This is a genomic window from Serratia sp. PL7 (assembly GCF_945957435.1).
In genome coordinates this window covers 181,170-206,191 of record NZ_CAMFLB010000002.1, presented here as the reverse complement: position 1 = coordinate 206,191, position 25,022 = coordinate 181,170, and the positions used below count along the sequence as shown (strand labels likewise).

Annotated in this window: 26 protein-coding genes and 2 tRNA genes; 12 read left to right on the top strand and 16 right to left on the bottom strand. The window is 52.9% G+C overall.

The window, feature by feature from the left end; genetic code table 11:
* Positions 1 to 85 precede the first annotated feature (85 nt).
* Complete coding sequence (locus tag N6G83_RS15405; protein WP_024486172.1) at positions 86 to 490, bottom strand: hypothetical protein; 405 nt, start codon at positions 488 to 490, stop codon at positions 86 to 88.
* 475 nt (positions 491 to 965) lie between these two features.
* On the opposite strand from N6G83_RS15405, the gene sufA reads away from it, so the two are divergent.
* From sufA to N6G83_RS15370, 7 genes are all read left to right on the top strand, one after another.
* Positions 966 to 1,337 carry a Fe-S cluster assembly scaffold SufA gene (gene sufA / locus N6G83_RS15400; protein WP_021178114.1) on the top strand — a complete coding sequence of 124 codons (372 nt, stop codon included), beginning with the start codon at positions 966 to 968 and terminating at the stop codon, positions 1,335 to 1,337.
* Between the two features lie 14 nt (positions 1,338 to 1,351).
* Positions 1,352 to 2,851 carry a Fe-S cluster assembly protein SufB gene (gene sufB, locus N6G83_RS15395; protein WP_024529887.1) on the top strand — a complete coding sequence of 500 codons (1,500 nt, stop codon included), beginning with the start codon at positions 1,352 to 1,354 and terminating at the stop codon, positions 2,849 to 2,851.
* Between the two features lie 43 nt (positions 2,852 to 2,894).
* Positions 2,895 to 3,641 (top strand): Fe-S cluster assembly ATPase SufC, encoded by a 747-nt coding sequence (gene sufC, locus N6G83_RS15390; RefSeq protein ID WP_021804565.1) that lies wholly within the window; start codon positions 2,895 to 2,897, stop codon positions 3,639 to 3,641.
* Positions 3,616 to 4,902: a Fe-S cluster assembly protein SufD gene (sufD, locus tag N6G83_RS15385; RefSeq protein ID WP_024529888.1), complete on the top strand. Its 1,287-nt coding sequence runs from the start codon at positions 3,616 to 3,618 to the stop codon at positions 4,900 to 4,902. The genes sufC and sufD overlap by 26 nt, the downstream gene beginning before the upstream one ends.
* A complete protein-coding gene (gene sufS / locus N6G83_RS15380) occupies positions 4,899 to 6,119 on the top strand; it encodes a cysteine desulfurase SufS (protein ID WP_211135859.1) in 1,221 nt (406 codons plus the stop codon). Before sufD ends, sufS begins: the two co-directional genes overlap by 4 nt.
* A 17-nt stretch (positions 6,120 to 6,136) precedes the next feature.
* Positions 6,137 to 6,553, top strand: a complete 417-nt coding sequence (gene sufE / locus N6G83_RS15375; RefSeq protein WP_211135860.1) for a cysteine desulfuration protein SufE — start codon at positions 6,137 to 6,139, stop codon at positions 6,551 to 6,553.
* Positions 6,554 to 6,833: 280 nt separating this feature from the next.
* On the top strand, positions 6,834 to 7,853 hold the full coding sequence (locus N6G83_RS15370; protein ID WP_211135861.1) for a L,D-transpeptidase family protein: 1,020 nt from the start codon (positions 6,834 to 6,836) through the stop codon (positions 7,851 to 7,853).
* A 152-nt stretch (positions 7,854 to 8,005) separates the two neighbouring features.
* Here N6G83_RS15370 and N6G83_RS15365 read toward each other — a convergent pair whose 3' ends face one another.
* The 6 genes from N6G83_RS15365 to N6G83_RS15340 form a co-directional block, all read right to left on the bottom strand.
* Entirely contained in the window at positions 8,006 to 8,242 is a 237-nt protein-coding gene (locus N6G83_RS15365) for a major outer membrane lipoprotein (protein ID WP_005165631.1), read from the bottom strand.
* A 307-nt stretch (positions 8,243 to 8,549) separates the two neighbouring features.
* Positions 8,550 to 9,962 carry a pyruvate kinase PykF gene (gene pykF, locus N6G83_RS15360; protein WP_024529892.1) on the bottom strand — a complete coding sequence of 471 codons (1,413 nt, stop codon included), beginning with the start codon at positions 9,960 to 9,962 and terminating at the stop codon, positions 8,550 to 8,552.
* 427 nt (positions 9,963 to 10,389) lie between these two features.
* Entirely contained in the window at positions 10,390 to 10,695 is a 306-nt protein-coding gene (locus N6G83_RS15355) for a hypothetical protein (protein ID WP_024529893.1), read from the bottom strand.
* Between the two features lie 122 nt (positions 10,696 to 10,817).
* Positions 10,818 to 10,894, bottom strand: a tRNA-Val gene (locus tag N6G83_RS15350).
* A gap of 21 nt (positions 10,895 to 10,915) precedes the next feature.
* A tRNA-Val gene (locus N6G83_RS15345) sits at positions 10,916 to 10,992 on the bottom strand.
* 192 nt (positions 10,993 to 11,184) lie between these two features.
* Entirely contained in the window at positions 11,185 to 12,561 is a 1,377-nt protein-coding gene (locus tag N6G83_RS15340; protein WP_024486164.1) for an MATE family efflux transporter, read from the bottom strand.
* A 278-nt stretch (positions 12,562 to 12,839) separates the two neighbouring features.
* On the opposite strand from N6G83_RS15340, the gene N6G83_RS15335 reads away from it, so the two are divergent.
* Both N6G83_RS15335 and N6G83_RS15330 read left to right on the top strand, forming a co-directional pair.
* On the top strand, positions 12,840 to 13,484 hold the full coding sequence (locus N6G83_RS15335; RefSeq protein WP_211136770.1) for a riboflavin synthase subunit alpha: 645 nt from the start codon (positions 12,840 to 12,842) through the stop codon (positions 13,482 to 13,484).
* 42 nt (positions 13,485 to 13,526) lie between these two features.
* The gene (locus N6G83_RS15330) at positions 13,527 to 13,820 is read left to right on the top strand and encodes an I78 family peptidase inhibitor (RefSeq protein ID WP_037374799.1); all 294 of its coding nucleotides are present in this window, start codon (positions 13,527 to 13,529) and stop codon (positions 13,818 to 13,820) included.
* Between the two features lie 40 nt (positions 13,821 to 13,860).
* Here the strand turns inward: N6G83_RS15330 and cfa are convergent, their stop codons facing one another.
* Together cfa and punC are read right to left on the bottom strand one after the other, a co-directional pair.
* Positions 13,861 to 15,012: a cyclopropane fatty acyl phospholipid synthase gene (gene cfa, locus N6G83_RS15325; RefSeq protein ID WP_024529896.1), complete on the bottom strand. Its 1,152-nt coding sequence runs from the start codon at positions 15,010 to 15,012 to the stop codon at positions 13,861 to 13,863.
* A 339-nt stretch (positions 15,013 to 15,351) separates the two neighbouring features.
* Positions 15,352 to 16,557 (bottom strand): purine nucleoside transporter PunC, encoded by a 1,206-nt coding sequence (punC, locus tag N6G83_RS15320; RefSeq protein WP_211136771.1) that lies wholly within the window; start codon positions 16,555 to 16,557, stop codon positions 15,352 to 15,354.
* Positions 16,558 to 16,682: 125 nt separating this feature from the next.
* Here punC and punR point away from each other — a divergent pair, with 125 nt between their 5' ends.
* Positions 16,683 to 17,627 carry a DNA-binding transcriptional activator PunR gene (punR, locus tag N6G83_RS15315; RefSeq protein ID WP_211136772.1) on the top strand — a complete coding sequence of 315 codons (945 nt, stop codon included), beginning with the start codon at positions 16,683 to 16,685 and terminating at the stop codon, positions 17,625 to 17,627.
* Here the strand turns inward: punR and purR are convergent.
* The gene (gene purR / locus N6G83_RS15310) at positions 17,624 to 18,649 is read right to left on the bottom strand and encodes an HTH-type transcriptional repressor PurR (protein ID WP_024529899.1); all 1,026 of its coding nucleotides are present in this window, start codon (positions 18,647 to 18,649) and stop codon (positions 17,624 to 17,626) included. The genes punR and purR overlap by 4 nt on opposite strands.
* A gap of 324 nt (positions 18,650 to 18,973) precedes the next feature.
* Here purR and N6G83_RS15305 point away from each other — a divergent pair, with 324 nt between their 5' ends.
* Complete coding sequence (locus N6G83_RS15305) at positions 18,974 to 19,063, top strand: YnhF family membrane protein (protein WP_158006235.1); 90 nt, start codon at positions 18,974 to 18,976, stop codon at positions 19,061 to 19,063.
* A 64-nt stretch (positions 19,064 to 19,127) separates the two neighbouring features.
* Here N6G83_RS15305 and sodB read toward each other — a convergent pair whose 3' ends face one another.
* On the bottom strand, positions 19,128 to 19,706 hold the full coding sequence (sodB, locus tag N6G83_RS15300) for a superoxide dismutase [Fe] (protein WP_021178097.1): 579 nt from the start codon (positions 19,704 to 19,706) through the stop codon (positions 19,128 to 19,130).
* A 229-nt stretch (positions 19,707 to 19,935) separates the two neighbouring features.
* Entirely contained in the window at positions 19,936 to 20,751 is an 816-nt protein-coding gene (locus tag N6G83_RS15295; RefSeq protein WP_024529900.1) for a C40 family peptidase, read from the bottom strand.
* A gap of 409 nt (positions 20,752 to 21,160) precedes the next feature.
* Between N6G83_RS15295 and N6G83_RS15290 the strand changes: the two genes are divergently transcribed.
* Positions 21,161 to 21,508 carry a Grx4 family monothiol glutaredoxin gene (locus N6G83_RS15290; RefSeq protein WP_172413932.1) on the top strand — a complete coding sequence of 116 codons (348 nt, stop codon included), beginning with the start codon at positions 21,161 to 21,163 and terminating at the stop codon, positions 21,506 to 21,508.
* A gap of 85 nt (positions 21,509 to 21,593) precedes the next feature.
* On the opposite strand, the gene rnt is transcribed toward N6G83_RS15290, so the two are convergent.
* From rnt to N6G83_RS15270, 4 genes are all read right to left on the bottom strand, one after another.
* Positions 21,594 to 22,274 (bottom strand): ribonuclease T, encoded by a 681-nt coding sequence (gene rnt, locus N6G83_RS15285; protein WP_021178094.1) that lies wholly within the window; start codon positions 22,272 to 22,274, stop codon positions 21,594 to 21,596.
* A gap of 69 nt (positions 22,275 to 22,343) precedes the next feature.
* Positions 22,344 to 22,751, bottom strand: a complete 408-nt coding sequence (gloA, locus tag N6G83_RS15280) for a lactoylglutathione lyase (RefSeq protein ID WP_024529901.1) — start codon at positions 22,749 to 22,751, stop codon at positions 22,344 to 22,346.
* A 329-nt stretch (positions 22,752 to 23,080) separates the two neighbouring features.
* Complete coding sequence (locus tag N6G83_RS15275; protein ID WP_024529902.1) at positions 23,081 to 24,178, bottom strand: alkene reductase; 1,098 nt, start codon at positions 24,176 to 24,178, stop codon at positions 23,081 to 23,083.
* A gap of 81 nt (positions 24,179 to 24,259) precedes the next feature.
* Positions 24,260 to 24,865: a TetR/AcrR family transcriptional regulator gene (locus tag N6G83_RS15270; RefSeq protein ID WP_029711408.1), complete on the bottom strand. Its 606-nt coding sequence runs from the start codon at positions 24,863 to 24,865 to the stop codon at positions 24,260 to 24,262.
* Between the last annotated feature and the right edge of the window lie 157 nt (positions 24,866 to 25,022).

Genomic DNA, 25,022 nt, shown 5'->3' with positions numbered 1-25,022 from the left:
CGCGAACGCCCCCTCATCCAAAGTGCGTCAGCGAATTTCAGTTGCACTCGATCGGTCCCCTTGCCCTGTGGGAGAGGGGCCAGCTTTATAACTGGAAGGGTACCCGTTTCACAAAATCCTTCTGAAAAGCGGTAGCCTTGTCCCAGCCGCCTTCCATCGAATATTTCTGGCAAATCAGCGTTAGCGTATGCCGGGCAAAATGATAGCACTGTACGCGGAACAGCTGACAGCGCTGTGGGTTGTTGATCTCGACGATCAGCCGGTTATGCAGTTTGCTCAGCGCATGCAGGTAACTCTCGTCATCGCCATTTTCCAGGCATAAATTCGCCATGCCAAGGCTGACGCCGTTGTAACGCTTCAGATGATTGATGTTGCATTCCGGCCGCTGTAGCGCCGCTTCCGCCATATAGAAATCCACCGTGGCATCACGGATGTTGAACTTGTATTCATCAATTTTGCTCAGCAGCCACGCATTCATCGAGATAGCCATAGGTCCACGCCCAATTAAAGCTTAATGATAATCATTATCATATTTGCAGCTGTGGCGATGATCAATGCTCCCCGCAGTTTTTTTTCTGTTGTGGGTCTTTTGACCGCCACGGGCTAAAAATACGCGAGCGACTAGACTTAAAGCAGGGAAAGGCATTTTTCAGACAGACAAAATGCAGAAATAGGTATTTTCTATGAATGTTTAAAACAGACGACTTATCCGGTGTTATAACCTTATCGGGGCTGCGGGATAAGCCGTACAAGATATGATTAATTGCTATGAATTCAGAGGGATAAAAATTATCCCCGTGTCTATTCTGCCTGGATGCGCCATCGATTTATCGTGTTGCCGAGCGTAAATCCGGGCGTTTGGTAAATACCCCCGCAAAACAAACGGTTGAAGTGATAATCATTATCACTAACATGGGCGGTAAGCCAGATCGGCTGTAGTAAAACACGAATGTGAGGTAGGCCATATGCATACGGAAGATGTTGGTACTTTTTCCTTGGCAGACAACGTCTGGCAAGGCATTTCGCTGAGCGACAGCGCGGTGAAGCAGATAATCAGACTCATGCAGCAGGATGCTCAGGTGAAAGGGCTGCAACTCGGCGTCAAACAATCGGGTTGTGCGGGCTTTGCCTATGTACTGGATTTGACCCGCGAACCGGCCAGCGACGATCTGTTGTTCGAACGTGACGGGGCCAAGCTGTTCGTGCCGCTCAAAGCGATGCCGTTTATCGATGGCACCACGGTAGATTTTGTTCGGGAAGGGCTGAATCAGATGTTCAAATTTAATAACCCTAAAGCTCAGAACGCCTGCGGGTGCGGTGAGAGCTTTGGCGTTTAAGCGATGCAATCAACATGACACGAAGCAACGTAGAAGCAGCGAAAGATGTACCGGCTTGGGTCAGCGAAGGTCGCTACAAGGAAGGATTCTTTACCCAACTGGCCACCGATGAGTTGGCCAAAGGTATCAACGAAGAGGTGGTACGCGCCATTTCGGCCAAGCGTAACGAACCCGAGTGGATGCTGGAATTCCGCCTGGAGGCTTACCGTGCCTGGCTGCAAATGGAAGAGCCACACTGGCTTAAAGCCCACTATGACAAGCTGAACTATCAGGATTACAGCTACTATTCAGCGCCGTCCTGCGGCAGCTGTGATGACTCCTGCGGTTCTCAGCCTGGGGCTGAGCAGCAGCCTGGCGCCAGTACGGAAAACGGCTACCTGACCAGCGAGGTTGAACTGGCGTTTAATCAGTTGGGTGTCCCGGTGCGTGAAGGTAGCGAAGTGGCGGTAGACGCCATTTTCGACTCGGTTTCCGTCGCGACCACTTACCGTGAAAAGCTGGCGGAGAGTGGGGTGATCTTCTGCTCGTTCGGTGAGGCCATTCACGACCATCCAGACTTGGTACGTAAGTATCTGGGCCGAGTGGTGCCGCATAACGACAACTTCTTTGCCGCACTAAACGCTGCGGTGGCTTCCGACGGCACCTTCGTCTACGTGCCGAAGGGCGTACGCTGCCCAATGGAGCTTTCCACCTATTTCCGTATTAACGCTGCGAAAACCGGCCAGTTTGAACGCACCATTCTGATTGCCGATGAAGGCAGCTACGTCAGCTATATCGAAGGCTGCTCAGCGCCGGTACGCGACAGCTATCAACTGCACGCGGCGGTGGTAGAAGTTATCCTGCATAAAGACGCCGAAGTGAAGTATTCCACGGTGCAAAACTGGTTCTCCGGCGGCGGAGAAAGCAAGGGCGGCATTCTTAACTTCGTCACCAAGCGTGCGCTGTGTGAAGGCTCTGGGTCCAAAATGTCGTGGACACAGTCGGAAACCGGCTCGGCCATCACCTGGAAATACCCAAGCGTGATCTTGCAGGGCGACAACTCGATCGGTGAGTTTTTCTCGGTGGCGCTGACCAGCGGCTACCAACAGGCGGATACCGGCACCAAGATGATCCACATTGGTAAAAACACCAGGTCGACCATTATTGCCAAAGGGATCTCCGCCGGGCACAGCCAAAATACCTATCGTGGGCTGGTGAAAATCCTGCCTGGGGCGGAAAACGCCCGTAACTTTACCCAGTGCGATTCGATGCTGATCGGGCCCAACAGCGGGGCGCATACCTTCCCTTATGTGGAAACGCGCAATAACAGCGCCCAGCTTGAGCATGAGGCTACCACCTCGAAGATTGGTGACGACCAACTGTTCTACTGCCTGCAACGAGGCATCAGCGAAGATAACGCTATCTCAATGATCGTCAATGGTTTCTGTAAGGACGTGTTCTCCGAGCTGCCGCTGGAGTTTGCCGTGGAGGCACAGAAGTTACTGGCTATCAGCCTGGAACACAGCGTCGGTTAAGCACCCGTATTTATAGCGCAGCAGCGCGATCAGAGGACACAGCATGTTAAGTATCAAGAATTTGCACGTCAGCGCCGAAGGTAATGAGATCCTCAAGGGGCTGAGCCTGGATATCAAACCCGGCGAAGTGCACGCCATTATGGGGCCCAACGGCTCTGGCAAAAGCACGCTTTCGGCCACGTTGGCTGGCCGGGAAGAGTATGAGGTCACCGCTGGGGAAGTGACGTTTAAAGGTAAAGATCTGCTGGAGCTGGCTCCTGAGGATCGGGCTGGTGAGGGCGTGTTCCTGGCATTCCAGTATCCGGTAGAGATCCCCGGCGTCAGCAACCATTTCTTCCTGCAGACCTCGGTGAATGCGGTGCGTAATTACCGCGGCCAAGAGGCGCTGGATCGCTTCGACTTCGCCGACTTTATCGAACAGAAGATCGAGTTGCTGAATATGCCAGCGGATCTGTTGACCCGTTCGGTCAACGTCGGTTTTTCCGGCGGCGAGAAGAAGCGCAACGACATCCTGCAAATGGCCGCGCTGGAGCCGGAGCTGTGCATTCTGGATGAAACGGACTCCGGGTTGGATATCGATGCCCTGAAGATCGTCGCCAACGGCGTCAATTCGCTGCGTGACGGCAAGCGCGCCTTTATTATTGTCACCCACTATCAGCGTATTCTCGATTACATCAAACCGGATTACGTTCACGTGCTTTCCCAGGGGCGCATAGTGAAATCCGGTGATTTCTCATTGGTGAAACAGTTGGAGGAGCAGGGCTATGGCTGGCTTTCCGACCAACAGTAGTTCACAGGCACTACAGCAGATGTACAGCCTGTTCGAAGCTCGCGGCGGCGAGCGTTCTGCGCATGCGTTAGCGCATTGGCAGCAGGCTTTGCGCCAAGGCTGGCCGACTCGCAAGCAGGAAAACTGGAAATATACTCCGTTGGAAGGCTTGCTGGAGCAGCAGTTTCTGGAGCCAGTGGACAACGTGCTCAGTGCGGAGCAGCGTGACAAGTTGGCGTTGAAGATCGATGCGTATCGCCTGGTGTTTGTCGATGGGCGCTTATGTTCACAACTGAGCGATGAGGATCTTGGCGACTACCGCTTGACCAGGGTGGCCTATGATGCGCCACTCACGCTGCCGGATCCGATCCAGCCTGAAATTTTCCTGCATTTGACAGAAAGCCTGGCACAGGAAACCAGCGTGATTAGCCTGGCGGCTGGCACAGATCCGGTTAAACCCCTTTATCTGTTGCATATCAGCACCGGTCGCGAGCAGCCCGGTGAAGTGAATACGTTGCATCACCGGCATCATCTGGAGATTGCTAGTGGCGCACGAGCTTCGGTCATCGAACACTACACCAGCGTTAGCGCTGCGGCCCACTTTACCGGTGCGCGCCTGACCGTGACAGTGGGTGATAATGCCGAGCTGCATCATTGCAAACTGGCGTTTGAGAGCCAGGCCAGTTATCACTTTGCCCATAACGACCTGCTGGTTGGCCGCGATGCGCGGGTTAAAAGCGACAGCTTCCTGCTCGGGGCGGGGCTGACACGCCACCACACCAGTGCGCAGTTAAACGGTGAGGGGAGCAATCTGGTCATCAATAGCCTGGTGCTGCCGGTAGGTAAAGAGGTATGCGATACCCGTACCTATCTGGAACACAACAAAGGCTACTGCGAAAGCCGCCAACTGCACAAAACGGTGGTCAGCGATCGAGCCAAAGCGGTGTTTAACGGCATGATCAAGGTCGCGCAACACGCGATCAAAACCGACGGACAAATGAACAACCACAACCTGTTGTTGGGCAAGGTGGCGGAGGTAGATACCAAACCGCAGTTGGAAATCTACGCCGATGATGTCAAATGTAGCCACGGTGCCACCGTGGGCCGGATCGATGAAGAGCAACTGTTCTATCTGCAATCGCGCGGTATTGATAAGCACGCGGCGCAGCAGATGATCATCTTTGCCTTTGCCGCTGAACTGACGGAGGGCATTGCCGACCCGGTCATACGGGAGTTGGTGCTGGCACGTATCGCCGATCGTTTACCCCAGGAGGCGGCATGAGTTATCCCCTGGAACGGATACGTAGTGATTTTCCCCTGCTGGCTCGGGAGGTCAATGGGCAACCGTTGGCTTATCTGGACAGTGCTGCGAGCGCGCAGAAACCGCAGAGCGTGATTGACAGCGAACTGGATTTCTACCGTCACGGTTATGCCGCGGTTCACCGCGGCATTCATACGCTGAGCGCCGAAGCTACCCAGCAGATGGAGGGCGTGCGTGAGCAAGTGGCGCGCTTTATCAACGCGGGTTCTGCAGAAGAAATCGTGTTCGTCAAAGGTACCACCGAAGGCATTAATCTGGTAGCTAACAGCTTTGGCCGCCATTTGCTGACGGCGGGCGATAGCATCATCATCACCGAGATGGAGCACCACGCCAACATTGTGCCGTGGCAAATGCTGGCACAGGAGCGAGGCATCACGCTGCGTGTTTGGCCATTGCAGCCAGACGGCACCTTGGATCTGGCACAACTGCCGGGCCTGATCGACGCCTCCACCAAGCTGTTGGCGATCACCCAGGTATCGAACGTGCTCGGAACCGTCAACCCACTGCATGAGATCGTTCCCGTGGCCAAAGCGGCTGGGCTGAAGGTGCTGGTGGATGGCGCTCAGGCGGTGATGCACCAGCGTATCGATGTCCAGGTGCTTGACTGCGATTTCTATGTGTTCTCCGGCCACAAGCTATACGGGCCAAGCGGTATCGGTATTCTGTATGGCAAGCAAGCGTTATTGGAACAGATGCCACCGTGGGAAGGCGGCGGTGCAATGATCCAACGGGTCAGCTTGTCGGAGGGCACGACCTTTGCAACGCCTCCCTGGCGTTTTGAGGCTGGTTCGCCCAATACTGCGGGCATGATGGGGCTAGGGGCGGCCATCGACTATGTCGAGGCTCTGGGGCTGGAAAACATCCACGATTACGAGCAGTCTTTAATGCGCTACGCATTGGATGGATTGCAGCAAGTGCCAACGCTGAAGATCTATGGCCCCGCACAGCGTGCCGGCGTGATTGCCTTTAACCTGGGTGAACACCATGCCTACGATGTGGGCAGTTTCCTGGATCAATACGGCATTGCGATCCGAACCGGACACCACTGCGCCATGCCGCTGATGGAATTCTACCGGGTGCCAAGTATGTGCCGTGCCTCGCTGGCGTTGTACAATACCCGCCAGGAAGTGGATCGGCTGGTCGCCGGTTTGCAGCGCATCCACAGCTTGTTAGGCTAATCATTAAAGGGAGCCCCATGGCGCATTTGCCGGACAAAGATAAATTGGTGCGTAATTTTTCCCGCTGCCTGAACTGGGAAGAGAAGTACCTGTACGTAATCGAGCTGGGAAGCCAGTTGCCAGCGCTGGATGAAAGCGAGCGGCAGGCAGCCAACCTGATTTCTGGCTGTCAAAGCCAGGTCTGGATCGTGATGAGCAACAATGCGCAAGGGCGTGTTGAGTTTCATGGTGATAGCGATGCCGCCATCGTCAAGGGGTTGCTGGCGGTGGTGTTTATTGTTTATCACCAGCTTACGCCGCAGCAAATTCTCGATCTGGATGTACGTCCATTCTTCGGCGAACTGGCCTTGAGCCAACATCTGACGCCTTCCCGTTCTCAAGGTTTGGAAGCGATGATCCGCGCTATTCGCAGTAAAGCGGCCCAGCTCGCCTGACCGGGCACCCAAGGCTTATTGATGACAGGTTATGTCAATGAGCCTTTACAATTCCTGCCAAGCTCCGCCTGTTTTCCGCAAATCATAGCTATTTCAGTCAGTTACTCGTTGACGATGCATTGACAATTCCTGTGTTTGATTACGTTATAACATGTTGATTTTTTACAATTTATTGCCTTTGACTCGGTTCTTGCTAATATCGAACGAGCATTTATCTTATTTACCTGCTGGCCAGCGACCGCTAGCCTTGCAATGAACCGTAAAATCAATAGGGATAAGAATGAAACGTGCGTTGACTCTAATGGGCGTGTTATTCGCCACCGTACTGACCGGCACCCAGGTCGCCAGTGCGAACGAATACCCATTGCCGCCGCCAGGCAGCCGTCTGATTGGTGAGAATACGATTTACAACGTGCCAAACGATGGCCGTTCGCTGGAAGCCATTGCGGCTGACTACAAGATTGGGCTGTTGGGCATGCTGGAAGCTAACCCGGGGACCGATCCCTATCTGCCTAAACCGGGGTCGGCGCTGACGATCCCGACACAGATGCTGCTGCCGGATACCCCACGTGAAGGAATTGTGGTCAATCTGGCAGAACTGCGCTTGTACTATTACCCGAAAGGGGAAGATAAGGTGATTGTCTATCCGATCGGTATTGGCCAGACCGGTATGAATACACCGTTGAAGGTGACCTCGGTCAGCCAGAAGATCCCGAATCCAACCTGGACACCCACCGCCAACATCCGCAAGCGCTACCAGTCACAGGGTGTGACTCTGCCTGCGGTAATACCGGCTGGGCCAGAGAATCCGATGGGGCTGTTTGCCATGCGTCTGGCCATGGGGCACGGTGAATACCTGATCCACGGCACCAATGCCAACTTTGGTATCGGGATGCGCGTGAGCTCGGGCTGTATCCGCCTGCGCCCGGACGATATCGAAGCGTTGTTCAACCAGGTGCCACAAGGCACCAGAGTGCAAATCGTCAATGAACCGGTGAAGGTCTCCGTGGAGCCAGACGGCAAACGCTATGTAGAAGTACATCAGCCATTGTCTAGAGTGGCCAGTGACGATCCCCAGACCATGCCTATCACGCTTTCTAAAAATCAGAAAGCCTTTGCTGCCGATCCACAAACCGATAAGGCAATGCTCGACAGCGCCATCGTACGGCGTTCAGGTATGCCGGTGCTGGTCAGTGCAGGGCAAGAGCCTTCTGAGGTCGCTACGCCGCCTACAGCGCTTCCTGGTGAGGGAGCTGACACCTCTGGCGAGTCTGGGGCACCGATTAGCTCGGTGAACTGAGTTCCTGCATTGTGTAAGGGCGTGGTATACCCCTTGTGTCACCAATCTGAAGCCTGGCGTTGAGCCGGGCTTTTTTTTGCCTGTAAGGGGGGCTAATGAGAGGCAAAAAAAACGGTGCACAATGTGCACCGTTTTCAATAACCGAAGCTAACTTACTTTTTGTAAGCGTGTGCTTGGTTGTCCAGACGCTGGTTAGCGCGCGCTGCGTCGTCTTTAGCTGCTTGAACGTCAGAACGGATTGCGTTCACGTCGTTGCTCAGCTGATCAACTTTAGCGTTCAGAGTCTGAACGTCAGAAGACAGTTGATCGATTTTAGCGTTGCTTGAGCAGCCAGCCAGCATAGTAGAAGCCAGGATTACCGCGCCCAGTACCAGTTTAGTACGATTCATTATAACACCCTCTAGATTGAGTTAATCTCCATGTAGCGTTACAAGTATTACACAAACTTTTTTCGAAAGAGAATAAATTTTTTGTATTAAGGCCCTTTATTTTGATCGTTCGCTCAAACTTGCATCTTGTTTTGCAAAATAGTTAAAAAATCGAAGGAAAACAGCCTGATTCTATGGGACAACTCTCAAATGAAATTGGCGAAATAAACCGCTTTAATGGTTGCGTTTTTCTGAAAGTGCGGTATTGCAGATAAAAAAAACGCCGCTTAGCGGCGTTTGGGTCACAGATTTGTTGTCACGTTTATTATTACAGCACGTGAACCGAGGCAGTATTGGTGGTGCCGCTTGGTACCAGAGCACCAGAAACCATCACCACGACGTCGCCTTTCTGTGCCAGGCCGCTCGCCAAAGCAACTTCTTTACCAATGCGGTAGAAGTCGTCGGTAGAAGCGATTTCTTTGACCATCTGAGTGGTGATACCTTTGCTCAGGATCAACTGACGAGCAGTGACTTCGTTAGTCGTCAGCGCCAGGATCACGGCGTTAGGGAAGTACTTACGCACGGATTTGGCCGACTTGCCGCCGCTGGTAGCCACCACGATCAGTGGTGCGTCCAGTTTTTCGGCAGTTTCTACCGCACCGCGGCACACCGCTTCAGTAATACGCAGTTTACGGTTGTCGTTCAGGGTGTCGATACGGCTAGGCATCACGCGGTCGGTACGTTCGCAGATGGTTGCCATGATGGTGACGGCTTCCAGCGGGTATTTACCCTTGGCGCTTTCACCAGACAGCATCACCGCATCGGTACCGTCCAGGATGGCGTTGGCAACGTCACCAGCTTCTGCACGGGTAGGGCGCGGGTTCTTGATCATAGAATCCAGCATCTGGGTAGCGGTGATAACCACTTTGCGTGCGCGGTTACACTTCTCGATCATCATCTTCTGCGCGAAGATCACTTCTTCTACCGGGATTTCAACACCCAGATCGCCACGGGCAACCATGATGCCGTCAGATGCTTCGAGGATCTCGTCGAAGTTGTTCAGGCCTTCCTGGTTTTCGATCTTGGAGATGATCTGAATGTTTTCGCCGCCATGAGCCTTCAGGTGCTCACGGATTTCCAGCACGTCGGAACGCTTACGGATAAAGGAAGCCGCAACGAAGTCTACGCCTTGCTCACAACCGAAGATCAGATCACGTTTGTCTTTTTCGGCCAGCGCTGGCAGCTGAATGGAAACACCTGGCAGGTTAACGCCTTTGTTTTCGCCCAGATCGCCGCTGTTCAGTACCTTACAGATCACTTCGCTTTCGGTAACCGCAGTCACTTCCATACCGATCAGGCCGTCATCCACCAGTACGGTGTTGCCAATTTTCAGGTCGGCAGCAAAGCCAGGGTAGGTCACCGCAACGCGCTCTTTGTTACCGATAACGCTCTGGTCGGTGGTGAAGGTGAAGGTCTGGCCTGCAACCAGGGCTGCATCAACGCCGCCTTCCAGCTTCATGGTACGGATTTCCGGGCCTTTGGTATCGAGCAGGATACCGGCGTTTATACCGGTTTTGGCAATGACCGCACGCATGTTCTTGATGCGGTTACCGTGTTCTTCATAATCGCCGTGGGAGAAGTTAAGGCGCATTACGTTCATGCCCGCGTTCAGCAGGCTGGTCAGCATTTCTTCCGACTCGGTTTTCGGGCCGATAGTACAAACAATTTTGGTCTTTTTCATGACGATTTTTTCTGCAAGTTGTGATGGATAATAAAACTAACGGTACCGGCGGCTAGGCCATCGGTAAGGGATTTGGGTTGTGCCTGGCAATGCAAAACATAGTTAAGGATAGGTGACCTTGGTCGAAATGGGGTGGAAAAATTCGGCCGATGCCCAGGTGTGGGTAGGCTGCGCAAAAAGCGAGGATGAGAATTTGTTGTAATTGCGTTTTCGCAGATCAAGGGCTGAAACCATTCAACTGAAAGACGTTGCGCATTATAAGGCTATGCGGCTGGAAACAAAACAAAAAACCGCAGTTGCGGGCAGTTTTGTACATAAAGTCAGCAAATGTGGCGCAAATAAGCCGCCTGCCAGCGGGTTTGTTGCGCAAATAGCATTACTGTAACGGATTATGTTTTCGAAAAATAAAGTGACGAACTTCACATTTTCAAACGTTTTGCTGGATTTCCAGCAGGACTCCGTCATCCAGACAGAAACAGCCAAATACGGTAGCGGCAGGGATCGCCAACGTTTCCTGGGCTATCAGAGTATGCACATCGCTGCCGACGGTGAACTCGAAGATCCCAGAAAGGATGCGGATTTGCTGGGGATAGGGGCGTTTTTGCAGTTGGTCGAAGGTGCCTGCGGCAAATTTGACTTCCCAGGCGGTGCTCCCATCGCTCATTAGCCCTTGGCGGCGGGCGAGGCCATTGTCGAGTTGTTCGAACGGCAGCTGTGATTTAAAAACCGACATCAAAATTACCTCCATCAGGATACTGCGCTGATGATACGCGACGGGCCGACGCTCTGTCCGGTATTACTGTTAAATTGGGTTACCGTTAGGCGAGAGATAATACTGGGAAGCGAAACAAGAAGTGGTGCGTCCGAATGGACTCGAACCATCGACCCCCACCATGTCAAGGTGGTGCTCTAACCAACTGAGCTACGGACGCACTGGGCTACTTTCAGGAATTTGGTGCGTCTGAATGGACTCGAACCATCGACCCCCACCATGTCAAGGTGGTGCTCTAACCAACTGAGCTACAGACGCATCTTTTTCCTCTCTGTCATGGCTGACAGCGGGGACGAATATTAACGAGCAACCCGGCCGCTGGCAAGGGGAAAAACGCAATTTTATTTGGTATTTCACGCGATTGCTGAGCTTATGTGCAGTAAGGTGGTTTTTTCTGCAATGGCTGGCGAGGAACTCGCCGGTTTGCCTGAGACAAACCGGCGAACGCTATTAACGAGTGGAACGCTGCAAAATCAACGCCGGAGGCTGGCGCTGTAACCAACGCATCCGCAATACCATCATGATGGCGGCAAAGGTCAGACCGATAATAAAGCCGAACCAGAATCCGCTTGGCCCCATTGCCGGCACGATGTAGTCCGTCAGCGCCAGCAGGTAGCCGCTTGGCAATCCGAGAACCCAATAGGCCACAAAGGTGATGTAGAAGATCGCCCTGGTATCTTTATAGCCCCGCAGAATACCGCTACCGATAACCTGGATGGAGTCGGATATCTGGTAAATCGCCGCCAGCAGCATCAGATGGGAGGCCATGGTCACGACCGCAGGGTTATCGTTATACAGCAGGGCGATAGACTCGCGGAACGCGGCGGTGAACAACGCCGAGCAGCTGGCCATGGCGATGCCGACGGCAATCGCCGCATAGGCGGCAATCCGAGCGCCCTCTACCGATCCTTCGCCCAGACGGTGTCCCACGCGAATGGTGGCCCCAACGCCGAGCGATAGCGGCAGTACAAACATCAGTGAACTGAAGTTCAGGGCAATCTGGTGTCCGGCAACCGCGACGATACCCAGCGGTGAAACCAGTAATGCCACCACGGCAAACAGCGTCACTTCAAAGAACAAGGCCAGGGCAACTGGTAGGCCAATGCCGATCAGGCGTTTTAACGCCTGCCAGTCCGGACCACGATGTGCACCTTCCTCCAGCTTGATATCCCGCAGCGAGGACGCACGTTTGGCATACCAGCGCATCATCAGGAACATCATCCAATACACGCTGGCGGTAGCGACACCACAACCAACGCCGCCCATCTCCGGCATGCCAAACTTGCCGAAAATCAATATGTAGTTGATCGGGATGTTGATCAACAGACCCAAAAAGCCTATTACCATGCCGGGCTTGGTTTTGGATAGGCCTTCACATTGGCCACGGACGACCTGGAAGAACAAATAGCCGGGTGCTCCCCACATAATGGCATGGAGGAAACCAACGGCTTTTTCAGCCAGCAGCGGATCGATGTTGTGCATCATGTCGATCACCAACTGGCTGTTATAAATCACGGCGATAATCAGTAGTGAAACCCCAGATGCCAGCCAAAAGCCCTGGCGCACCTGATACGCGATACGATCGCGGCGGCCCGCGCCGTTGAGCTGGGCGATTACCGGGGTCAAGGCCAACAGTAAACCGTGGCCGAACAGGATGGTCGGCAGCCAGATAGAGGTCCCGACGGCAACGGCGGCCATATCCGTGGCGCTATAAGAGCCAGCCATGATGGTATCGACCACGCCCATTGCGGTTTGGGATATTTGCGCGATGATGACCGGAATTGCGAGGGCCAATAAACTACGCGCCTCAATAAAGTACTTCTGCACGTATACACCTTTCTAATTATTTATGGGGAAGGGGTGTTGCTGCATCAGCAACAACTAAAAACTGCGGAATATGCCGAAAAGATTGTACCTGCTAGTCGGGGTTAAGCAAAGGTTGTAAAGAAATAGTTATACTCGTCGTCTTGTAACTAAAGTGCTGTTAGCCCCAGAGCATAAACTAGGCAGGCACCGCTTTTTTACCGTTGTGCGTTTGGTTTTCTGCCGTAACTGGGGCAAACTGCTTACAGCGCGTTGAACATAGTCATAAAGAAGAGGCCAACATGTTTACCGGTATCGTACAAGGCACCGCCCCGCTGGTTGCCGTTGATGAAAAACCCAACTTCCGTACCCACGTTGTTGAAATGCCTGATGAGTTGTTACCAGGGCTGGAGTTGGGGGCCTCGGTAGCCCACAACGGCTGCTGCCTGACCGTCACGGAGATTGCAGGCAATCGCGTCAGCTTTGACCTGATCAAAGAGACCCTGCGGTTGACCAATCTTGGCGATCTTAAACTGGGTGATGTAGTCAATCTGGAAAGAGCCGCCAAGTTTAACGATGAAATCGGCGGGCACCTGATGTCCGGGCATATTATCTGTACTGCGGAAGTCACCAAGATCTATACCTCGGAAAATAATCGCCAGATCTGGCTGCGTATGCCGAATATCGATTTGATGAAATATGTGCTGCATAAGGGTTTTATCGGCATCGACGGCATTAGCCTGACTATAGGTGAGGTGGTCAATAACCGTTTCTGTGTGCATTTGATCCCGGAAACCCTTGAGCGCACCACGCTAGGTAAAAAGCGCCTGGGCGATAAGGTCAATATAGAAATCGATCCGCAAACTCAGGCGGTGGTGGATACCGTCGAGCGCGTGTTGGCTAATCGTGAGGCTGCGTTAGCTGTTACCAAGCCGCCAGTACCCTAAGCCTGAGAATCCTGTACCGATAACCCTACATAGGAGCCAAACGTGAAGTTTTATGGGAAAACGATGATGCTAGCGGCGCTGTTGGCGCTGACCGCCTGTTCAAGCTCCCCAGAACAGGCGAACTCACAGTCTGCCGAGGCTGAAGATGATACCTGCGGTGCATCGCAGTATCAGAATTATGTGGGTAAACCGTTGTCTGCGTTGGACGGGGTTAATATTCCCCAGCAGGTACGGACTATTCCTTATAACTCTATGGTAACCATGGACTTCAATCTAAAGCGCTTGAACTTCCTGGGTGACAGTGAAGACAAAATCATTCGCGTTTATTGCGGTTGATTATCCTTTACCCCAACCCTGTGGGTTGGGGTAAAGGATTTTAGCGGGGAACTCGCAGGCCACCTTCGACGCCTTTAGGGCTGAATACCACCTGCCAAAGTTGAATATCGCGAGCGCGGAACGCCCCGGCACAGGCATTAAGGTAATAACTGAACATCCTTTCGAAACGTTCGGAATAGCGCGATGCCAGCTGTGGCCAGCTCTGTTTGAAGCGTTCATACCAGGCCATCAGAGTACGATCGTAATCTGCGCCGATATTATGCCAATCTTCCATGACGAAACGGCCTTCGCTGGCCTGGGCAATATGCTTCACTGACGGCAGGCAACCGTTGGGGAAGATATATTTATTGATCCACGGATCAACGTTCATATCGGTTTCGTTGGAGCCAATGGTATGCAACAGGAAAATGCCATCGGGTTTTAAATTACGTTCCACCACCTCGAAATAGGTGCGGTAGTTCTTCGGCCCAACGTGTTCGAACATGCCAACCGAGACGATGCGGTCAAACTGTTGGTAGAGATCGCGGTAATCCTGCAGCAGAATTTCTACGTCCAGCCCGGCACAGCGTTCTTGCGCCATTTTCTGCTGTTCGGCGGAGATGGTGACCCCCACCATGGAAACGCCGTAGTGCCTGGCCGCATAAGCAGACAGGCCGCCCCAGCCACAACCGATGTCCAATACCCGCATGCCGGGCTGCAGGTGCAGTTTTTCGCAAATCAACCGAAGTTTGGCTTCTTGTGCTTCTTCCAACGTAGTGGCCTGTTGCCAATAGCCACAGGAATATTGCATGTAGGGATCCAGCATCTGGGTAAACAAATCGTTACCCAGATCGTAATGCTCTTTACCAACGATCCAGGCACGTTTTTGGGATTGCAAATTGGTCAGGCGAGCGGCGGCAATACGCAAGATATCCTTCAGGTGGTGGGGCAGTTTCTTTTCCAGGCCAGCTGCGACAACCCGCTGAAAAAATATGTCCAGCCGTTCGCACTCCCACCAACCGTCCATATAGCTTTCACCCAGCCCCAGGGAGCCGTCTTGCAGTACGCGTTTAAAGAAATTGGGATTATTGATCTGAATATCGAAAGGGCGTGAACCATTGATTTCAATACCGGCCATGCTAAGCATTTCATGAGCGATACGATACCAATGGTTATCCTGGATGCTCAGATCTTCTATACACGATGAACTCATAGCTTCTCCATCACCTTCTTCTGACTTATGATCCTGCAGAATTTAGCGTAGACAATTTCTACAGGGGCATACGTATACCTACGGTAAAATTTCACCGTGGTGTCTGATATCCGACTGGAACAGAGGAAATTTAAGAGACTCCCTGCGTCAAATAAAGCGGGTAAATGCTACCTTAAATAAAGTGTGATGCCATCCACGTACGCAGCAGTTGCTGCAATAAGAGCTTAGTATAACTGTTATTCTAAAAGGTCGTTTTGAGTATAGGCTTGCCGAGGCGTAGACTCAACTGCAAATCGCGCTCGGCAAGAATTTTCATTAAGTGACTATTTACAAGGAGAATTATGAGACGGAGTCGGCATGCTCCTGCCGTGTTACCTGCGTATCATCCGTTCCTTTCCCACGTTGGATCAGATAGCCCAAGGCTGCTAAAAATACGGTAGCAACCATTACGCTAGCCGTGGCTAACAGCGGTTGGGCGATAAATGCCGAAACCAACAGGCTGGCGATAAAGCATAACCCCAACTGCAACGTATTTTGCAGCGCAGCGGCTTTGCCACTGTTGTTGGGGAAGGGCATCAATGCATTGGCCACTAGAATAGGATAGCTGGCACCGTTTACTAACGCCATAAAGCAGAACGGTATCAACAGCGTGGTCAACGTTGGTTCGCTCAACGTGGCAATCAGATACAACGCCACCATGCTAACGCCATAAGCTAACAGCAGCCACGGCAGCAAGGTTTTGCCAGAAATGCGATTTAACGCGCTACGGCAGCTGTAACCCCCTAATAAGAAAGCCAGTGTTTGCGGCACATAGCTCAAACCAATATCGTTTGGGCTATACCCCATATCGCCGAGGATAAAGGGTGAGCCCGTCAGCCAGGCGAAGAAGCCGGCAGAACAGGCGGCAAAAACCATCACGTTGCCGCTGAATACCGGGGATTTCAAGATCTGCATAAAGCCAAGGCTGGGCTTTTTATCGGCGGAAGGTACCAGTCTGCTACGGTCTTTCAGCAGTAAGGTGGGGATCAGCAGCAGGGCGGTAATCCCCAACAGCACGGCGAAGATGGCCCGCCATCCCATATGGTTGAGCAACCAGGCGCCTAGCAGCGGGGCCAGCGCCGGAGAGAGTGCGACCAGCGGCATAATGGAGGCGAAAACGCGGTTGGCTTTGCCATCGCGGTAACGATCGACCACGATCGCCTGCCAGGTGACGGCGGCGGAACACACGCCAATGGCTTGGATAAAGCGCAGTGACCACAGTTGTGCCACGTTTTCGACCCACAGCATACCTAGACAGCCGACGGCGAACAGTGCCAGGCCAATCAATAACACGGGCTTACGGCCAATGCGGTCAGACAGCGGCCCCCACAGCAACTGGGCGAAGGCAAAGCCTGCCAGGAAGATACTCAGGCTGGCGCTGATCGCCCCAGCGGAGATTTGCAGATCCTGCTGCATGGCCCCAAAGGCGGGCAGGTACATATCGGTAGCCAGATAGCCCAACATACTTAGGCCGGCCAGGTAGAACATAAATCCAAAATTTCGCATTGCTATTTCTCGTTAAAATTATGTTGTCGCAGGTTTTGAAGCGCCGGCAAGTGTATACGGCTGGATCTCTGCTTGTGAAACGGTAATATTTGCAAGGTGCTGTTAAAAAATTTGAAGGCAAAGTTATGTGGTCTGAATATTCACTCGATGTGGTAGATGCGGTGGCGCGAACCGGTAGTTTCAGCGCGGCGGCGCAGGAATTGCATCGCGTTCCCTCGGCGGTGAGCTATACGGTGCGCCAATTGGAGCAATGGCTGGCGGTGCCGCTGTTTGAACGCCGTCACCGCGATGTGGAACTCACGCCAGCGGGGGCGCTGTTTGTTAAAGAAGCACGGGTTGTTATCAAAAAAATGCTCGATACCCGACGACAGTGTCAGCAGGTGGCCAACGGTTGGCGCGGGCAATTGCGGATTGCGGTCGATCTGATCGTCAAACCTCAGCGCAGCCGCCAACTGGTGCTGGATTTTTATCGCCATTTCCCCGACGTAGAACTGATAGTGCAGCCTGAAGTATTCAACGGCGTGTGGGATGCACTGGTCGATGGTCGCGCTGAGATGGCCATTGGTGCAACGCGGGCGGTGCCGGTCGGCGGCGGTTTTGCCTTTCGCGATATGGGTTTTATGAATTGGCTCTGCGTAGTACATGCTAAACATCCGCTCGCCACCTTGGAAGGAAAGCTGCGCGACGATCAGCTACGGCCTTATCCCTCGTTGCTGTTGGAGGATACTTCGCGCAATTTACCCAAGCGGGTGACCTGGTCGCTGGACAACCAGCGGCGGCTGACCGTGCCGGACTGGGTTTCGGCGGTAGATTGTTTGCGTGCCGGGCTGTGTGTGGGCATGGTGCCCGCGCATCGAGTATTGCCGTTGGTACAAAGTGGCGAACTGGTGGTGTTGCCACTGCATGAGCCTTTCCCGCCCAGCGCCTGCTGCCTGACCTGGCAGCAAAACGCCCAGTCGCCGGCCATGGCCTGGCTGTTGGATTATCTGGGCGATAGCGAAACGCTCAATCAGGAATGGCTCAGTGAAGAGGATCCGGGGGCAGTTCACATGCGCCCCAACATGAGTTAACGGCGGTAATCGACAAAAGGACCATCGGCAACTGAGCGGCGCTCGATAAGTTTTGGATGTACTTCAATCACCTGCGACTCTTCACGCTTGCTGATGATGCGATCCAACAGCATGGTAAAGGCCATCTCACCCAGGCGCTCTTTCGGCTGGTGAATGGTGGTCAGCGCTGGGGTGAAGTAGCGGGCATTACGCACGTTGTCGTAGCCAATGACAGAAATATCCTGTGGTACACGCAACCCCAGCTCATCGGCGGCGCAGATCGCCCCCATGGCCATAATATCACCGCCACAGAAAACGGCGGTGGGGCGATGCTTTTGCGACAGGATCTGATGCATGGCTTTGTAGCCAGATTCGGGCTCGAAATCCCCCTGCACGACCCATTCTTCGCGCACTTCGATGTTGGCTTCCTTCATGGCTTTCAGAAAGCCTTGATGGCGACCCCCACCGGTATTACGTGCCAGTTGACCCGGAATGGCACCGATGTCCCGGTGGCCACGCTCGATCAGGTAGCGGCCTGCCAGGTAGCCGCCCTCGAAGGCATTGTCGATAATGGTATCGGTGAAGTCTCCGCGCGCGGTACCCCAATCCATCACCACCATGGGAATATTACGGTAATCTTCCAGCATGCCCAGTAGCTGATCTGGATATTCTGAGCACATCACCAGCAGGCCATCGACACGTTTTTGCGCCAACATCGCCAGATAGGCTTGCTGTTTATCCAGATTATTGTGCGAGTTACACAAGATCAGGGTATAGCCTTTGCTGTAGCAGCTGTTTTCTACCGCTTCGATCACTTCGGCAAAATAGGGAGCCTCGCTCGAGGTGGCGAGCAAACCGATCGATTTAGTATGGTTGACCTTGAGGCTGCGGGCCACGGCGCTGGGTGAATAGTGCAGCTCTTTGATAGCGGCCCAAACGGCCGTTTTGGTATCTTCGGCGACGAAACGCGTTTTATTGATAACGTGCGAAACGGTAGTGGTAGAAACGCCAGCGCGTTTGGCCACATCTTTAATCGTTGCCATGTAAAAAATGACTCCTAAACCCACATGTTACAGCATGTAAGTATGATGTTAATCGTTTGCCTGCGTAGATCCTTCCCCAGATAAGCGAAAACTGAGTTTTTAGTGCTGAAGTCGTAAATCGCTTGAACAGGGAGGGGCAGTTTATCGGTACGCAGTTGTGAACTGCGGATTTTGTCGCAAATTGAAGAAAAGTGGAAGAGCTAATCGGTAATTATCGGCGGGGAAATCAAAACAAGATTTTAATCACGGACTGTGGGAAAATGATTTGACGTATAAACTGTGTGGCTTATGCTCTGGAAAAGCCAATCTGAGAGGGAGTTGTATATGGATACCAATTTGAAGATGTCATTACTCACCACCGTGGGTGCTTTGGCAATGATTATTGCTTTCAGTTTTATTGCCGCATTGAACTGATCCGCAGCAGAAAAACAAAGGCGCAGCTAGATGCTGCGCCTTATTATTAGCTAGCCACCCGCCGTTAAGCCAGGTTTTCTGCCACGAACGCCCAGTTCACCAACGCCCAGAAGTTTTCCAGGTACTTTGGCCGCGCATTGCGGTAGTCGATATAGTAAGCATGTTCCCACACGTCAACGGTCAATAGCGGAACGTCTGCGCCCGTCAGCGGGGTTGCCGCGTTCGAGGTGCTGACGATTGCCAGACTGCCGTCCGCTTTTTTCACCAGCCAGGTCCAGCCAGCGCCGAAGTTTTTCACGGCGGCATCGGTGAACTGCTCTTTGAAGGCGGCGAAAGAGCCGAATGACTTATTGATGGCCTCCGCCACTGCGCCTGTTGGTTCGCCACCACCTTGCGGTGACAAGCAGTGCCAATAGAAGGTGTGGTTCCAGACTTGAGCGGCGTTGTTGAACACCCCACCGGTGGAGGTCTTGACGATCTCGACCAGGGATTTGCCTTCGAACTCGCTGCCTTTCACCAGGTTGTTCAGGTTAACCACGTAGGTGTTATGGTGCTTGCCATAGTGGTATTCCAGCGTTTCTGCGGAAATGTGCGGTTCGAGAGCGTTTTTCTCATATGGTAATGCAGGTAATTCAAACGACATTGCTTTCTCCTTTTATAGACAATACGTCTCTCCGACACTGTGGGCCTTGGTGGCCGAGGGCGAAAAAACGCGATTGCACCACTTTTGTTATGGTTATTAATCTTAACAACTTTCCGAGCGAAAAGAACATCCAAAGTGTGCCAAGTGACTGATTGATTGAAGTCGCAGCGGCTTTTTGTTTTTTTGGGAGAGGAGTGCGCGGCTGAGCATTAGGCTCAGCCGTGCCAAGTCAACGAATGGTGGTTGGGGTCACTACGCGGCGGGCGCCAATATAATGGTTCTGCCAATAGTCATTATCCAACTGACTGATACGAATTTCTTCACCGGTACGCGGTGACTGGATGAACTTGCCGTTACCAAGATAGACACCAACGTGATCGGCTGTGCCACGGTTATTGATACGGAAGAACACCAGATCGCCCATCTCAAGCTCATTGCGCTTGATCGGCGCAGCATCTCGGAGGTGGTACATTTCGTTGGCGGTACGCGGCATTTTGATTTTGACAACGTCTTTGTACGCGTAATAAATCAGCCCACTACAGTCGAAGCCCGTACCGGGTGAAGATCCACCCCAACGGTAGGGTTTACCCATTTGCCCCATCAGCTTGGCCATTGCGGTCTGCTTGGCGTGCTGATAGCGTTTTTTGTGGGCGGCAGAAAGTTTCAGAGGCTTTTCGTGGCCAGCCAATTTTGCTGTGGCCTTGCCTTCCTCACGATGGCGACCATAACCTTTTTTATAGCCTTTCTTAGGCGGGGTGACTTTGACCTTGGCCGTTTTGGTTACCTGGTTTTTGGTTTTAACGCTGGTGGTTTTTTTTGCGTTCTTTAAGGTTGCTTGTTTGTTTTTTAGCGTTTTCGGAGGGGTGGCTGCCTTCACTTTTTTATTGGCTTTCTCCGCTTTCTTTTTTTTGCGGTCGTCTGGCCGGGCTTCATTAACGTGACTCTTGCGCTGCTCGGCAGAAACACGTGCCTGTGGCGCAGCGTGCGCCAAATTGAAGAAGAGCTGCGTAAATAGCAGCACAAAAAGTGTAATAATTAACCGCATATCGACGTTACCAACCTTGGCTCCGAAACAGAAATCGAATGAGTCACAGTATTCCCGAAATTCACCCTATAAAACAGCGTGGATCTCATAAATACTAATTCATATTGTGAGAAAACGTTAATGGCATTTTTATTGTTGCAAAATCAAGCGTCTAGTGGCTAAAAAAGCGACATGGATCATGCGGTTGGCTTATTGCTCGCGGCATTGGGCTGCGCAAATATAATAGTGAAACGTCCGGGTTAAAAATGTTATTCTGGGGCCATGTTTTAACCAGCTCGGTGTGACCGCAGCGTTTGCTGAGGCAATCAGAGAATGTCCCTGCAAAAGATGGCGTTTTCTTGGCACCGGTCCTGCCGCTACAATAGACAATGTGATGCATGTTGTAGCCATGATGTGGCTTGAGGAAGCAATAATGACGACGATTGAAAAAATTCAGCAGCAAATTTCTGCTAACCCGATCCTGCTGTATATGAAGGGCTCACCGAAATTGCCAAGCTGCGGTTTCTCTGCTCAGGCCGTGCAGGCGCTTTCTGCCTGTGGCGAACGCTTTGCCTATGTTGATATTCTGCAAAACCCGGATATTCGCGCCGAGCTGCCAAAATACGCCAACTGGCCAACCTTCCCACAGCTGTGGGTCGATGGTGAACTGGTTGGAGGCTGCGATATCATCATCGAGATGTACCAGCGTGGTGAACTGCAGCCGTTGATCAAAGAAACGGCCGAGAAATATAAAGATCAGGAAGACCAACAGCCTTAATGGCCTAGGGGTTTACCAGATAAAATCGGGCGGCACCTTTATCAGTGCCGCCCGATTTTTTTATGTCTGTCAGTTTGCCAGCAAGCTATTGCGATTCAACGTTGGCAATCGGCCAGCCACCGAGACGTTTCCAGCGATTGACCAGTTCACAGAATAGCTGGGCGGTTTGCTGAGTATCATAAAGTGCTGAGTGCGCCTGGCTGCTATCAAACGGCATGCCGGCGGCAATACAGGCTTTAGCCAGCACCGTCTGCCCCAATACCAGCCCGCTAAGCGCTGCGGTATCAAAGGTGGCGAACGGGTGGAACGGGTTGCGCTTCAGGCTGGCACGCTCGGCGGCGGCCATCAGGAAACTGTGATCAAAGTTGGCATTATGCGCCACGATGATTGCCCGGTTACAGCCCTGATCCTTAATGCCTTTACGCACGGCTTTGAAAATCGCATGCAGCGCATCATATTCACTCACTGCGCCACGCAGTGGATTATGTGGATCGATACCGTTGAAGGCCAGCGCTTCCGGTTGCAGGTTTGCCCCTTCAAACGGCTCTACATGAAAATGCAGCGTTTCATCTTGCTGTAACCAGCCATTTTCATCCATTTTCAGCGTGACGGCGGCAATCTCTAGCAGCGCATCGGTCTGAGCATGAAACCCGGCGGTTTCCACATCAATAACAACGGGATAAAACCCACGGAAACGGCCACTCAGGGCGTTAAGATCACTTTTTTCGGCCATCAGTTTCTTATCTTTAGCGAATTCAGCGCGCATTATGACAAATTTCTTGTCTTGGTGCAGCGGAGATAGAAAGCAGGGCGCATGGAGCGCCCTGGAGAAACCTCAGTTACCGAGGCCGTGACCTGCGTGCTTGTTCTCGATCAGTTCGATCTTGTAGCCGTCCGGATCTTCGACGAAGGCAATCACGGTGGTACCGCCCTTGACTGGGCCGGCTTCGCGGGTGACTTTGCCACCGGCCTGACGGATGTTATCGCAGGTAGCGGCTACATCATCGACGCCCAGCGCCAGATGACCAAAAGCGGAGCCCATCTCGTAGCTGTCGACGCCCCAGTTATAGGTCAGTTCGATGACCGAGCCTTCGCTTTCATCGCTATAACCCACGAAGGCCAGCGAGTATTTGTACTCGGTGTTTTCGCTGGTACGCAGTAAGCGCATGCCTAATACCTTGGTATAGAAGTCGATGGAGCGTTGCAGATCGCCGACACGGAGCATGGTATGGAGTAAGCGCATAATTTCCTCTGATTGGATATGCCGCGGCTGACGGCAGGTGACTTGAACAGCGTCAGACAGTATAGCCTTGTCGCATAAGGCAATTCAACGCATGTGGTAGGTGATGGTATAGGTGACGTTGTCACAAATAAATATGGCTGCGGATAATAGTACGGCAGGCGGGGGCCAGACAGAACGCCGACACGCCGTGGATCCATCCATGGAGGCTCGTATCGCGCGTCCATGCGCTCAACGGTCGGCTAACCTGTATGGCTCCCACCCACCTCAGCCTGAGGTGTCGCGGTATTTAGCGCACCTAATTAGCTGAGTGCAAAGTCAATTTAATTCACTTACAGGGTCGGGTAGTCGGTATAACCCTCGGCACCACCGCCGTAGAAGAAATCGGCACGCTGCTCGTTGAGCGGAGCCTGTTGTTTAAAGCGCTCCACCAGATCTGGGTTGGCGATATAGCTGCGGCCAAAGGCGACGGCATCAATAAAGCCTTGGGCGATCAGCTCTTCCGCTTTCTCCGCCGTATAGGCACCCGCGCCAATAATCACGCCTTGGAAGTGTGCTCTTACTGCATCGCGGAACGCGGTTGAGTAAGGCTTGCCACCGGCCCAATCCGGCTCGGAAATATGCAGGTAGGCGATACCGCGCTTGTTCAACTCTTCGATCAGATACAACGCCGCTTCTTCCTGATCTTCGCCGTTGTCCAAGCCATTGAACGGGCCTAACGGCGAGATACGGATACCAACGCGATCGGCACCGATTTCGGCAATGCTGGCATCGACCACTTCCAGCGTCAGACGGGTACGGTTTTCAATGCTGCCACCGTATTGGTCGGTACGCTGGTTGGATGCCGGAGACATAAACTGGTGCAGCAGGTAACCATGCGCGGCGTGCAATTCAATATAGTCAAAACCGGCTTCACGCGAGTTGGCCGCTGCCTGACGGAAATCGCTGACGATCCCCGGAATTTCGTTGGTTTCCAACGCGCGCGGGGTAGAGGTTGGCACACGGACCCAGGCACCGGTTTCATCACGTACCGTGGTGCGGGTTTCGGCATTGATCGCTGAAGGCGCGACGGGAGCCTGCTGGCCCGGCTGCAAGCTGGAGTGTGAGATACGCCCTACGTGCCAAAGCTGCACAGCGATATGACCCTGTTTGTCATGTACTGCCTGGGTGATTTTTTTCCACGCGGCGATTTGTTCTGGGGTATGCAGACCGGGTGCTCCGGCATAACCTTTCGCCTGGAAAGAAATCTGGGTGGCTTCGGTGATCAGCAGGCCAGCGCTGGCACGCTGCGCATAATATTCCGCCATCAATGGCGTTGGGATGTCACCTGGCTCGATGCTGCGCAGACGAGTCAGCGGAGCCATGAACACACGGTTGGGCAGGGTGGTGTGGCCAACTTTGAGCGGAGAGAACAATTTTTCAATCTTCATAGTGCATCCTATAGTATTAGACCAGTCGACTAGTGATGGTGAACAATTTCGCTAACATGTTTTTCGGGTAAAAAATGGGGGTTATGGTTGCGCTGGACGCAACAGTAATTCGATACTTTCCAGCGCACAGGTCAGTGGGGCGACCGAGTGGCGGATTTTAGCCCGCAACGATGCGCCCAACCACAGCGAGTACAGCGTTTCCGCCGTGGCCGCCGGGCTCATGGTGATAGACAGTGAACCTTCACGGATGCCGCGTTCGATCGCGTCTTGCAGATGACCGATCACGCGGCTGGTGCCCGCTTCCAACGCATGGCGCATAGGTTCAGAAAGATCGCTGACCTCTGCGGAGAGTTTCACTGCCAGGCAAGCATTATGGCACTCACTACGGCAGTGGAAGCTGATGGCCTGGGCGTAATAACTTAATAACTGATTACGCGCATCGCTACGGGAGTCGGCAAACAGCGCCTGCATTTGAGCGTCATAATGGGCAAAATAGCGTTGCAACATCGCTTCGCCAAAAGCTTCCTTCGAGCGAAAATAGTGATAGAACGATCCTTTGGGCACGCCAGCGGTAGCGAGCAACTCACTGAGGCCCATGCCGGTAAAACCAAGGCGCAGGCTGAGCGTTTCGCCGGTAGCGAGCAGATGTTCTCGGGTATCCCCGTTGCAATTCGTCTGTTTTGTCATAATGGAAATGAGAATAATAGACCGATTGGTCTAGGTCAAGTCGCAGATAAAAAAAACGGATAAAAATTTCGGCCCATACGGCAAACATTGCAGCCTGCTTAGCCCTCTGTAGCGGACCTGCTCACGCCATCACACCTAAGGGGCGCCGCATGCTGCG